Source organism: Sinorhizobium glycinis, assembly GCF_001651865.1.
GTDB lineage: Bacteria > Pseudomonadota > Alphaproteobacteria > Rhizobiales > Rhizobiaceae > Sinorhizobium > Sinorhizobium glycinis.
In genome coordinates this window covers 812,551-825,192 of sequence record NZ_LPUX01000064.1, presented here as the reverse complement: position 1 = coordinate 825,192, position 12,642 = coordinate 812,551, and the positions used below count along the sequence as shown (strand labels likewise).

The window sequence follows — 12,642 nt, the reverse complement described above, 5'->3', positions numbered from 1 at the left end:
GCAGCACTCACTGGATCAGCATTGCCCGGAAATCGTTGACGTTGGTTCCGGTCGGGCCCGGCTTGAAGATGTCGCCGAGCGCATCGAAGGCCGCCCAGCTGTCGTTGCGCTGCAAGAGCGCCGCCGCGTCGATCCGTCGCCCAAGCAGGCGGGCGATCGTCGTGTCGTCGGCGAAGGCGCCGGCATTGTCTTCCGAGCCATCGATCCCGTCGGTGTCGGCGGCGAGCGCGGAGATGCCCCCCACCCCGTCGATACCGAGGGCGAGCGACAGCAGGAACTCGCTGTTGCGGCCGCCCCTGCCGGCACCGTTTACGGTGACAGTGGTTTCGCCGCCGGAAAGCACGACGACCGGTTTCCTGAAGGGACGGCTGCGGGTCGCGACCTCCCGCGCGATCGCGGCGTGGACAAGCCCGACATCGCGTGCCTCGCCTTCGATCGAATCCGAAAGAATGATCGCGTCGATGCCGACCGCCCGCGCCTCCGCCGCAGCAGCTTCGAGCGAGACTCCCGCCGACGCGATCAGCCGCACTTCGCTTCGGGCAAAGCACGGATCGTCAGGCCTTGGCGCGTCCGCCGCCTCGCTCGCCAGCCAAGTCCGGACGCTTTCGGGCAGCTCCAGGCGGTAGCGCTCCACGACCCTCAAGGCATCTGCGCGCGTACTGTCGTCGGCAATCGTCGGACCGGAGGCGACCAATGCCGGATCGTCGCCGGGAATGTCGGAAACGACGAGCGACACCACCCGCGCCGGATAAGCCGCGGCGGCGAGCCGCCCGCCCTTGATCGTCGAGACATGCTTGCGCACGGCATTCATCGCCCGGATCGGCGCCCCCGAGGCCAGCAAGGCGCGGTTGACGGCAATCTCGTCCTCGAGCGACAGCCCTTTCGGCGGCGCCGGCAGCAGCGCCGAACCGCCGCCGCAGATCAGCGCCACGACGAGGTCGTCCTCCGTCAAGCGGCCGACCTCGGCCAGCAGACGTTTCGAGGCCTGTAGTCCGCTCTCATCCGGTAGCGGATGGGAGGCTTCGAGCACTTCGATATGCCTGCAAGGAACCCCGAAGCCGTAGCGCGTCACGACGGCGCCGCTGAGCGGCCCCCGCCACAGCGTCTCGAAAGCGTGTGCCATCTGCGCCGCACCCTTGCCGGCACCGATGACGACGGTGCGGCCCTTCGGCCGCTCCGGCAGGTTGGCGGCGAGGACGCGCATCGGATCGGCGGCAGCGACCGCCGAGGTGAACAACGCTTCCAGGAATTGACGCGGATCGGCGATGGCGACCATTTTTCCTCCCGTTCGCAAAAGTCCCGGGCGGCGGCTCCTCCTTCCGCCGCCCGGTTGCATGACTGCCGCAGTGGATGGGGACGCCCGCCCGGCCGATCATGCGCATCTTCGAAGCTTTAAGCGACCTCGTGGTTCGCCATGCGCTCGAGCGCCCGGACGAGACCGGAATGGTCGAGCCCGCTGTCGCCATTGGCGGCGCAGTTGTTGAAGAGCTCCTGGGTCGCCGCCGTGTTCGGCAGCGAGATGCCGAGGCTCTTCGCCCCTTGCAGCGCCAGGTTCAGGTCCTTCTGGTGCAGCGAGATGCGGAAGCCCGGCTCGAAGGTCCGCTTGATCATCCGCTCGCCGTGAACCTCGAGGATGCGCGAGGAGGCAAAGCCGCCCATCAGCGCCTCGCGGACGCGGGCCGGATCGGCGCCCGCCTTCGAGGCGAAGACCAGCGCTTCGGATACCGCCTCGATCGTCAGCGCGACGATGATCTGGTTGGCGACCTTGGTGACCTGACCGTCGCCGCAATCGCCGACGAGCGTGATGTTCTTGCCCATCAGCTTGAAGAGCGGCAAAGCGCGCTCGAAGGAGTCCGTCGCGCCACCGGCCATGATGCTCAGCGTGGCATTCTTCGCCCCGACCTCGCCGCCGGAAACCGGTGCGTCGATGTACTCGGCGCCCGTTTCGCGGATCTTCCTCGCGAATTCCTTCGTCTCGATCGGCGAGATCGAGCTCATGTCGACGACGAGCTTGCCCTTGCCGAGACCGTAAGAAACGCCGTTCTCGCCGAAGAGAACGTCCTTCACTTCCGGCGTGTCCGGCAGCATCAGGATGACAATGTCGACGGTTTCGGCGAGCGCCTTCGGCGTCTCGACGAACTTGAGGCCTTGATCCAGGAGTTCCTGACGCGGCGGGACGGCGAATTTCGAGGTGATGACGGTGTGACCGGCATCCTGCAGGTGGCGCGCCATCGGCGTGCCCATGATACCCAGTCCGATAAAACCGATAGATGCCATTTTGCTTAGCTCCTGATCTTGATGATATCTGCGGATTGGCTGCGCTTGCGCTCTGCGCCTAGCCAGCCGAGCCCTTCCGCGGTCGTCGTCAGTGGCTTGTATTCGCAACCGATCCAGCCCGCGTAGCCGGCGGCTTCCAGCGCGTCGAAGACGAAGGGATAGTTGATCTCGCCGGTGCCCGGCTCGTTGCGGCCGGGGTTGTCGGCAAGCTGGACATGGGCGATCCGGTCGCAATAGCGCTTGTAGGTGCCGATCAGCTCGCCCTCGGTGCGCTGCTGGTGGTAGAGGTCGTACTGGATGAACAGATTGTCGCTGCCGACCTCTTCGATGATCGAAGCCGCCTCGCCGACAGTGTTGAGATAGAAACCCGGAATGTCGATGCGGTTGATCGGCTCGATCAACAGGCGGATGCCGTGCTTGCCGAGCTCCGCCGCCGCGAGCTTCAGATTGGCGACGAGCGTCGCACGCAGCACGGTGTCCGGCAGGCCGTCCGGCGCGATGCCGACGAGGCAATTGACCTGCTTGCAATCGAGCGCCGTCGCATAATCGATGGCGCTCGCCACACCCCTGCGGAATTCGTCGACCCGGTCCGGAAGGATGGCGATGCCGCGCTCGCCGCGCGCCCAGTCGCCGGCCGGAAGGTTGTGAAGAACCTGCGTCAGGCCGTTGCGCTCAAGCGCGGTACGCAGGGCCACCTTCTCGAACTCGTATGGAAAGAGATATTCCACGCCTTCGAACCCGGCTTTGGCGGCGAGCGCAAAGCGGTCGAGAAACGGCGCCTCGTTGAACAGCATGGTCAGGTTTGCCGCAAATCTCGGCATGCGGTTACTCCTCTTGCAAGGTGAAGGAATGCGGGCGAAATGACGCGTCCTCAATTCCGCGCACTGGATGGTTTCAGTCGAGCAGGGCGGCGATCGCCGTGGGCGCATCCTCGCCGCGCTCGGCAAGCTCCTCGAACTCGACCACCGCGTTGATGTCGGCGCCCATGGCGATGTTGGTGACCCGTTCGAGGATGAACTCGATGACGACCGGTACCCGGTGTTCCTCCATCAGAGCCTGGGCCCGCTCGAAGGCATCGGCGAACTCGTTGGGACTGCGGACGCGGATCGCCTTGCAGCCGAGCCCTTCGGCGACGGCCACGTGATCGACGCCGTAGCCCTTTTCCGCGTCGCCGCTCGCATTGATGTTGTCGAAGGCGAGGCTCACCTCGAAATCCATCTCGAAGCCGCGCTGGGCCTGGCGGATCAGGCCGAGATAGGAATTGTTGACGACCACATGCAGGTAGGGGAGCTTGTGCTGCGCCCCGACGGCAAGCTCCTCGATCAGGAACTGGAAGTCGTAGTCGCCGGAAAGCGCGACGATCGGCCGGTTTGGATCGGCGGCGCGCACGCCGAGCGCTGCCGGCAGCGTCCAGCCGAGAGGACCGGCCTGGCCGCAATTGATCCAATTGCGCGGCTTGTAGACGTGCAGGAACTGCGCGCCGGCGATCTGGCTGAGACCGATGGTCGAAACGAAGCAGGTATCGCGGCCGAAGGCCTTGTTCATCTCTTCGTAGACGCGCTGCGGTTTCAGCGGCGTCTGGTCGAAATGGGTCTTGCGCAGCATGGTGCGCTTGCGCTCGCGGCACTCCTCGGCCCAGGCCGACCAATCGCGCAGCTTGCCGGCGGTCTTCCATTCGGTCGCGACGTCGAGGAAGAGTTTCAGCGCTGGCCCCGCATCCGAGACGATGCCGAAATCCGGCGCGAAGACGCGGCCGATCTGGGTCGGCTCGATATCGACATGGATGAACTTCCTACCTTCCGTATAGGTCGGGACGTTGCCGGTGTGGCGGTTGGCCCAGCGGTTGCCGATGCCGAAGACGAAGTCGGAGGCAAGCAGCGTCGCATTGCCATAGCGATGCGAGGTCTGCAGCCCGCACATGCCGGCCATCAGCGGATGATCGTCGGGGATCGTGCCCCAGCCCATCAGCGTCGGGATGACCGGGACGCCGGTGATCTCGGCGAACTCGGTGAGCAGGTCGGAGGCGTCCGCATTGATGATGCCGCCGCCGGCGACGATCAGCGGCCGCTCGGCCTCGTTCAGCATGGCGAGCGCCTTTTCGGCCTGGGCGCGGGTCGCGGCCGGCTTATAAGGCGTCAGCGGCTCATAAGTCTCCGGATCGAACTCGATCTCGGCCAGTTGGACGTCGACCGGCAGGTCGATCAGCACCGGACCGGGCCGGCCGGAGCGCATCAGGTGGAACGCCTTCTGGAAGACGAAGGGGACGAGCGCCGGCTCCATGACCGTGACCGCCCACTTGGTGACGGGTGCCGCGATCGCGGCGATGTCGACGGCCTGGAAATCCTCCTTGTCGAGACGGGCGCGCGGCGCCTGGCCGGTGATGCAGAGGATCGGAATGGAATCTGCGGACGCCGAGTAGAGACCCGTGATCATGTCGGTGCCGGCCGGGCCCGAGGTGCCGATGCAGACGCCGATATTGCCGTGCTTGGCGCGGGTATAGCCCTCCGCCATGTGCGAGGCGCCTTCGACGTGACGGGCGAGGATATGGCGGATCGATCCGCGGGCCTTCAGCGCCGAATAGAGCGGGTTGATCGCCGCTCCCGGGACGCCGAAGGCACAATCGACCCCCTCCTTTTCGAGAACATGAACCGCTGCATCGACAGCACGCATCTTGGCCATGGGAACTCCTCCTGTTTGAGTGAGATGCTAACCCATAAATCGACGCGATCAATTCATTTGTGGAATTCATTCCCATTATATGGAAATAAAGATCTTCAACAAATATGAGAAAATCAAACGCAATCGCTGTAGAGCATGATGAGCGGAAGCGATTAGGAGTCGGGTTCATGGAGTCGACAGTCAGAGGAAGGCGAGGACGCAAGGCTGCGGAGAATGCCGCCCCTTCCTCCGTGCAGGTTCTGGACCGGAGCCTGTCGCTGCTTGCCATCGTCGCCGAGAACGACGGATCGACACTGACCTCGCTTTCGGAGCGCACCGGCATGGCGCCCTCGACGGTGCACCGGCTGCTCACCTCGCTCGCCAGCCACGGCATGGTGATGATGGACGGCGAGACCGGCACCTGGACAATCGGCGTGAAGGCCTTCCAGATCGGCAATGCCTTCCTGCGCTTTCGCAAGCTCGGCACGATCAGCCGGCCCTTCCTGAAGCGGCTGATGGAGGAAAGCGGTGAAACCGCCAATATCGGCATCGAGGATGACGGCGACGTCGTGTTCATTTCCCAGATCGAAAGCCACGCCCCGATGCGCGCCTTCTTCCGTCCCGGCAGGCGCGGGCCGATCCACGCGTCCGGGATCGGCAAGGCGATCCTCGCCACGTGGTCGGACACGGAGATCGCCAAGGCATTGAACGGCAGAACGCTTGCGCATTTCACCGAGCGCACCCTTGATACGCTCCCGGCGCTCATCGCCGATATCAAGGAGATCCGCTATCGTGGCTGGTCGATCGACGACGAGGAGCATACGCGCGGCATGCGCTGCCTTGCGGCGCCCGTCTTCAACGAATATGGCGAGGCGATCGGCGGCATCTCGATCTCCGGCCCGACGGTCCGCATCGATAACGAGAAACTCGACGTTCTCGGCCCCGTCGTGCGTCGGACAGCGGACCAGCTGACGCGCGCCATCGGCGGCCACAGGCCGGAGGAAAGCTAGCAGATATGGCAATTGCAGAGCGCATATTGATCCCGCGGTTACGACCCCCTCTGGCCTGCCGGCCCTCTCCCCCACAAGGGGGGAGAGGACCCGCGGCAAGTCTATCGCGCGCAATGGAGGTTTCGTGATGTGGAGTTGTCGACTGCCGCCGGGCGTTGCCGCACGCGTTCTCCCCCCTTGTGGGGGAGATGGCCGGCAGGCCAGAGGGGGTCTACGCACACTTCAACAGGGACGCTGCAGGTCGGCCCCACACTTCACCGCCGGCATCGCGAGGACCGGCATCACCTCGACAGGCGAGTAAACATGAAGAGCAGCTACTATTTCCCCGAAGGCGGGCATCCGCCGCAGACGAACCTCCTCACCGATCGGGCCGTGTTCACCGAAGCCTATGCGATCATCCCGAAGGGGGTGATGCGCGACATCGTCACGAGCTACCTGCCGTTCTGGACGAACACACGGCTCTGGGTCCTATCGCGGCCTTTATCGGGCTTTGCCGAGACCTTCTCCCAATACATCATGGAGGTCGGGCCTTCAGGAGGCAGCGACCGCCCCGAAACGGACCCGCGCGCCGAAGCTGTGCTCTTCGTCGTCGACGGCGAATTCCGGCTGACGATCGAGGGCAAGCCGCATCTGATGCAGCCGGGCGGCTACGCCTACATTCCGCCCGGCACGAACTGGAGCCTCCACAACCAGGGTTCCACGCCGGCGCGCTTCCACTGGATCCGCAAGGCCTACGAAAAGGTCGAGGGGCTTCCCCTCCCCGAACCGATCGTCAGCAACGAACGCGAGATCGCCCCCACGCCGATGCCTGAGACGGACGGTCGCTGGGCGACGACGCGCTTTGTCGATCCGTCCGACATGCGCCACGACATGCATGTGACGATCGTCACCTTCGAGCCCGGCGGCGTCATCCCCTTCATGGAAACCCATGTGATGGAACACGGCCTCTACGTTCTCGAGGGCAAGGCCGTCTACCGCCTCAACGCCGACTGGGTCGAGGTCGAGGCCGGCGACTATATGTGGCTCAGGGCCTTCTGCCCGCAGGCCTGCTATGCCGGCGGCCCCGGCAAGTTCCGCTACCTGCTCTACAAGGACGTCAACCGCCATATGAGCCTCCGAGTGGGATGACCGACGACGCGGGTTGCTACCCCCTCTGGCCTGCCGGCCATCTCCCCCACAAGGGGGGAGAAAATCTGTGGCCCGCCTTACGCCGCCACTGGAGCGTTCGGCTGCAGAAACGCTTCGATTGAAGAGGGGGCAGCCGCGAGTCGTCTCCCCCCTTGTGAGGGAGATGGCCGGCAGGCCAGAGGGGGTCAATATCCTTGAGATAGCCTTGGCTGTCGGCCGCCGTTACGCCTGATATTGCGGCCCGGCCGGATCGGCCTTAGCCTTCAGGCATGGCGACGACGAAGCTTGAGGACTACCGCAAGAAGCGGGATTTCGCGAAGACGCCGGAACCGGCCGGCAGCCTTGCCGGCGGCGGCAACCGCTTCGTCGTGCACAAGCACCATGCGACAGCCGACCACTATGATCTCAGGCTCGAGGTCGGCGGCGTGCTGAAAAGCTGGGCGGTACCCAAGGGCCCCTCGCTCAATCCAGCCGACAAGCGCCTGGCGGTCGAGACCGAAGATCATCCGATCGAATATATCGACTTCGAGGGCGTCATCCCGGAGGGCGAATATGGCGCCGGTCCGATGATCGTCTGGGACACCGGTGCGTGGGCCCCGATGGAGGATGTCGAGGAGAGCTTGCGCAAAGGCGCCTTCAAGTTTCGCCTGGCCGGCGAAAAGCTCAACGGCGGCTGGATGCTGACGCGGCTGAAGCCGCGGCCGGGGGAGGAGGACCAGCGCCACTGGCTTCTCTTCAAGGAACGCGACCCGGCCGCCGACCCCTCCACCGACATTCTCGCGGCGCGGCCGGAAAGCGTCAAATCCGGCCGGCGCATCGAGGAGCTGGTCGAGAAGCCGAAACCGCCTGCCAAACCGGTGAAGCTCAATCCGGGCGCTCTTCCCGGCGCGGTGAAGGCAACGGCACCGACGCGCATCGAACCGCAGCTCGCCACGCCGACCGCGACCCCACCCGATAGCGCCGGCTCGCGCGATGTCTGGCTGCATGAGATCAAGTTCGACGGCTATCGCACCATGGCGCACATCGCCGGCGGCGAGGTGCGCCTGATCACCCGCGGCGGCCTCGACTGGACGAGGCGCTACGGCGACCTGCCCGAGGCCTTTCGGCGGCTGCCGTGCCGAGAAGCCGTCATCGACGGCGAAATCGTCGTGCTCGACGAGGAGGGCATCAGCCGCTTCGCGCTCCTCCAGGAGGCGCTTTCCGCTCGCGCGGAGAACAGGCTGGTGCTGTATGCCTTCGACCTTCTCCATCTCGACGGCTGGAGCCTCGCGAATGTTCCGCTCGATAAGCGCAAGGCGCTGCTCAAGCAATTGCTCGCGTCGCAACTGTCGACCCGCTCCGCCATCCAGTTCAGCGATCACGTCGTCGGCGGCGGGCGCGCCTTTTACGAGCACGCCTCGGAACTTGGCCTCGAGGGCATCATTTCCAAACGCGCCTCGGCTCCCTATCAGAGCGGGCGCTCCAAGACGTGGACCAAGACCAAGGCGCTGAAGGCGGAGGACTTCGTCATCGCCGGCTACACGATCTCCGAGGCGGCGGAAGGCATTGCATCCCTGGCGCTCGGCGAGTGGGTCGATGGCGAGTTGCACTATCGCGGCAAGGTCGGCACGGGGTTCGACGCGGCCACGCTCAAGCAATTGCTGGCACGACTGGAGCCGCTGCGTGCCGAAGCCGTGAAGCTCGATGGCGCGCCGAAGGAAATCATATGGGTAAGACCGGTGCTGACGGCGCGTATTCACTACGCCAACCGCACCACCGACAACGCGCTCCGCCACCCCGTCTTCAAGGGGCTTCGCGAGGTCGAACTCTCGGCCCCCGCTGGCGCTCAGCGAAAGCGGCTGATCTCCGATGCCGACCTCGCCAGCATCTCGATCACCAATCCGACCCGTCGTCTGTTCGGCAAATCCGGGCCGACCAAGCTCGATCTCGCCCTCTACTACGCAATGGTCGGCGATTTCATGCTGCCGCATATTCTCGGTCGCCCGGTTTCGCTCGTCCGCTGCCCGACGGGAAAGTTCGAGGATTGCTTTTTCCAGCGCCATCCCTTTACCGGCATGCCGCCTTCTGTGGCGAGCTTCGAGGCCATGAGCTCGGAAGGCGAGACGAAACGCTATCTTTCGGTTGAGGACGCCAAAGGCTACCTGGCACTGGCGCAGTTCGGCGTCGTCGAATTCCATTCCTGGGGGTCGACGCGGGCGCGGCTCGAGAAACCCGACCGCGTCGTCTTCGATCTCGATCCCGGAGAGGGCATCGGCTGGCGCGAGGTGGTCGAGGCGGCCATCCACATCAAGGCCGAGCTCGAAGCCTTTGACCTCGTACCCTTCGTCAAGACCTCGGGCGGAAAGGGCGTCCATGTCGTCGTGCCGATCCGGCCCAAGCTCGACTGGAAGAAGGTGCACAAGGCGACCGGCGATATCGCCAACCACCTGGCATCAACGGCTCCCGAGAGCTTCATCACCACGATGAGCAAGGGAAAGCGCGTCAAGCGGATCTTCATCGACTTCCATCGCAACGCCCGCGGGCACACTGCCGCAGCGCCCTATTCGCTGCGCGCGCGTACGAATCTGCCGGCCTCCACCCCGTTAAGCTGGGCCGATCTTGAAACTATCGACGCTCCCGAGGATTTAAATTATTCTTCGTTACCGGGCCTTTTGGCCACCTCGGGCGATCCCTGGGCCGATATCGACGACTGCGCAAGGGATTTGCCTACATCGCCGCGCGTCCTATCAGACGCGCCAAAGTCGCTGTAGTACTTTGAATGCTGCATGTTTTTATCCTCAGATCGGTACGATTCAAGGAAACATGCAGGGGCTTTCGAATGCGGAGAAGTAACCGGGTAGCACCGCGCAGGAGACGATCATGGCACCCAGGGCAAGTTGGAAGGGCTATCTGAGGCTCAGCCTCGTGAGTTGCCCGGTGAGGCTCTATCCCGCCACCACGACGAGCGAGCGCATCACCTTCAACCAGCTTCACAAGGATACGCACAACCGGATCAACATGAAGCCGGTCGATCCGGAGCGCGGCCTCGTCGAACGATCCGACCTGGTGAAGGGCTATGAATACGAGGACAAGAAATACATCGTCATCGACGAGGCCGACCTCGAAAGCGTCAAGATCGAATCCACCCACACGATGAACATCGAGGCCTTCGTCGACGAAGGCTCCGTCGATGTGATCTATCAGGACACGCCCTATTATCTGGCTCCGGACGGGGCGATGGCCGAGGAGACCTTCATCGTCCTGCGGGAGGCCCTGCGGCGGAGCGGCAAGCTCGCCATCGCGCGCCTGGTGCTTTCGAGCCGCGAACGGGTGATCGCCATCGGCCCGCGCGAAACCGGCATGTTCGTCTGCACGCTGAGGAACCCGAACGAAGTGCGCGGCACGGCCGAATATTTCGGCAACATCCCGGTCGGCAATCCGGATCCCGAAATGTTGCAACTCGCCGAGGCGCTCATCCAGCAAAAGACGACGGTCTTCGATCCGAGGAACTACGAGGATCGGTATGAGGCCGCGCTGATGCAGATGATCCGCGAGAAGCTCAAGGGCCACAAGCCGATCATCGCGGCCCCGCCTGAACGCGGCAACGTCATCAACCTCATGGATGCGCTGAAGGCCAGCCTGTCGCAGGCGAAACCGCCGGCCAAAAGCAAGGGCAAGACGGAGCCGGCTGCCGAGAAGGCGGCGAAGAGTGCTGCTGCCAAATCCATCGCCAAGAAGCCTGGCGCACAGAAGAAGGCCTGATGCCGGTCGCTGGCAAGACATTCGGCATCGTCGGGGCGCTTGCCGCCTTTCCGCGACGGCTGATCGCTCGGGAAGTCGAGCGCCAAGGAGGGCACCTGCGACGCGGCGTGACGCGACAGACCGCCTATGTGGTCTTCGGCCGCGGCCTGCTTGCGAAGGCGACCGATGCGGACATCGAGGCGCGTTTCGAGCGTGAGGCCGGCAGCGGCCGGCGCCTGCTCAGCGAGAACGGCTTCCTTCGGCTCCTGGGCCTGGCGACGGCGTCCGGGACATCGGCGCTGCCGCGGCAGTCGCTGATGGATCAGGCGAAGATCGCGCCTCGCCTCTTCGACCTCCTGTCACTGTTCGACGCTTTCGAGCACGACAACGAACCTTACTCGTTCCGCGACGTGATCCTCGCCCGCAAATACGCGGGACTGATCTCAAGCGGCGCCGGCTGGGGAGCGATCGCGCGTTCCGTCCATCGCTCCAGCCACGTCGCGTCGCTGACGGCGCTGTCGCTCCATCACGAAGGCTCGAAGACCATCTACGCCCGGCGTGCCGAGGGTCTGAGCGAGCTCGACGGGCAATTGTTGCTCGACCTCGGGGCGATCGAGGAGGCGGAACTCGAGGAGCTCTTCGCGCTAGCCGAAGAGGCGGAAGAGGCGGGCGATTACGACCAGGCAGCGGCAATCTATCAGCGTTATCTTTCCATCGATCGCAGCGACTCGGTCGCCGCTTTCAACCGTGCCAACTGCTTGAGGGCAGCCGGCCGTGAACTGGACGCCGCGCATGATTACGCCCGCGCGCTCAAGCTCGACCCCTCCTTCGCCGAGGCCTGGTTCAACCTCGCCGGGCTCATGAGCGAGCGGGGGCGCATCGACACCGCCCGCCGGCACCTTCAGAAAGCCATCGACGTCGATTGCGACTATGCGGATGCGATCTTCAACCTGGCAAAGCTCGAATTCGACGCCGGCAACCTCCTCGAGGCGCGCCGCTGGTGGGCGCGTTATCTCGAACTCGATAAGGAATCCGAATGGGCGCGCACCGCCGAGCGCGGCGTGCAGTTCGTCAATCTTCACCGCCTCCCCCACGCGCCGCGCGCCTGATCAGGGCTGCAAGGTCGCTGTGGCACTTTGAGCCGCCGCATGATCTTATCCCTAGATCGCTTCGACTTCACGGAACCACGCAGGGGACGGCTGGCTACAAATGGACGGAAAATTCCTTTTCGACGGACCGGAGGACGCGCCGGTCACCATTCTTCTCGCGCATGGTGCCGGCGCGCCGATGGACTCGGCATCGATGTCGGCGACGGCCAAGGCGCTCGCTGCCGCGGGCTTCCGCGTCGCCCGCTTTGAATTCGGCTATATGGCGGCGCGGCGCAGGGGCGAGCGAAAGCCTCCTCCGCGCGCCGAAACGCTCAATCCGGAATACCGGGCGGCCGTCGCCGAGCTCGGCGCGGCAGGCCCGCTCATCATCGGCGGCAAATCGATGGGCGGGCGCGTCGCCAGCATGGTCGCCGACGAGCTTCACGCGGGCGGAAAGATCGCCGGGCTCCTCTGCCTCGGCTACCCCTTCCACCCGCCGGCCAAACCCGAGCGGCTCCGTACGAGGCATCTCGCCGACCTTCAGACGCCGACGCTGATCTGCCAGGGAACCCGCGACGAGTTCGGCACGCGGGACGAGGTCCAAGGTTACGCGCTGTCCGACCGGATCGAAATCCTCTGGCTGGAAGACGGCGACCACGACCTGAAGCCGCGCAAGAGCATCTCGGGCTTCTCGGCCGCCGATCATCTGAAGACGGCCGCCGAAACCGTGAGGCGGTGGGTCCAGGGTTTGGGCCCTTGAG

At 64.7% G+C, this 12,642-nt stretch carries 10 protein-coding genes; 6 read left to right on the top strand and 4 right to left on the bottom strand.

Annotated features, from left to right (window positions below; all coding sequences use genetic code 11):
• Positions 1 to 7 precede the first annotated feature (7 nt).
• From AU381_RS23575 to gcl, 4 genes are all read right to left on the bottom strand, one after another.
• Entirely contained in the window at positions 8 to 1,276 is a 1,269-nt protein-coding gene (locus AU381_RS23575; RefSeq protein WP_064244121.1) for a glycerate kinase type-2 family protein, read from the bottom strand.
• Positions 1,277 to 1,392: 116 nt separating this feature from the next.
• The gene (glxR, locus tag AU381_RS23570) at positions 1,393 to 2,277 is read right to left on the bottom strand and encodes a 2-hydroxy-3-oxopropionate reductase (protein ID WP_064244120.1); all 885 of its coding nucleotides are present in this window, start codon (positions 2,275 to 2,277) and stop codon (positions 1,393 to 1,395) included.
• Between the two features lie 5 nt (positions 2,278 to 2,282).
• Entirely contained in the window at positions 2,283 to 3,098 is an 816-nt protein-coding gene (gene hyi, locus AU381_RS23565; protein ID WP_064244119.1) for a hydroxypyruvate isomerase, read from the bottom strand.
• Between the two features lie 73 nt (positions 3,099 to 3,171).
• Positions 3,172 to 4,956 carry a glyoxylate carboligase gene (gene gcl / locus AU381_RS23560; RefSeq protein WP_064244118.1) on the bottom strand — a complete coding sequence of 595 codons (1,785 nt, stop codon included), beginning with the start codon at positions 4,954 to 4,956 and terminating at the stop codon, positions 3,172 to 3,174.
• Positions 4,957 to 5,123: 167 nt separating this feature from the next.
• Here gcl and AU381_RS23555 point away from each other — a divergent pair, with 167 nt between their 5' ends.
• The 6 genes from AU381_RS23555 (at position 5,124) to AU381_RS23530 (ending at position 12,641) form a co-directional block, all read left to right on the top strand.
• Entirely contained in the window at positions 5,124 to 5,945 is an 822-nt protein-coding gene (locus AU381_RS23555; RefSeq protein ID WP_064244117.1) for an IclR family transcriptional regulator, read from the top strand.
• A gap of 303 nt (positions 5,946 to 6,248) precedes the next feature.
• Entirely contained in the window at positions 6,249 to 7,073 is an 825-nt protein-coding gene (locus AU381_RS23550) for a bifunctional allantoicase/(S)-ureidoglycine aminohydrolase (protein WP_064244116.1), read from the top strand.
• 269 nt (positions 7,074 to 7,342) lie between these two features.
• Positions 7,343 to 9,823, top strand: coding sequence for a DNA ligase D (gene ligD, locus AU381_RS23545; RefSeq protein WP_064244115.1), 2,481 nt, complete (start codon positions 7,343 to 7,345; stop codon positions 9,821 to 9,823).
• Between the two features lie 109 nt (positions 9,824 to 9,932).
• Positions 9,933 to 10,814, top strand: a complete 882-nt coding sequence (gene ku, locus AU381_RS23540) for a non-homologous end joining protein Ku (RefSeq protein WP_064244114.1) — start codon at positions 9,933 to 9,935, stop codon at positions 10,812 to 10,814.
• Entirely contained in the window at positions 10,814 to 11,902 is a 1,089-nt protein-coding gene (locus AU381_RS23535) for a tetratricopeptide repeat protein (RefSeq protein ID WP_064244113.1), read from the top strand. Before ku ends, AU381_RS23535 begins: the two co-directional genes overlap by 1 nt.
• A 100-nt stretch (positions 11,903 to 12,002) precedes the next feature.
• Positions 12,003 to 12,641, top strand: coding sequence for an alpha/beta hydrolase family protein (locus AU381_RS23530; protein WP_064244112.1), 639 nt, complete (start codon positions 12,003 to 12,005; stop codon positions 12,639 to 12,641).
• The last annotated feature ends 1 nt before the right edge of the window (position 12,642 follow it).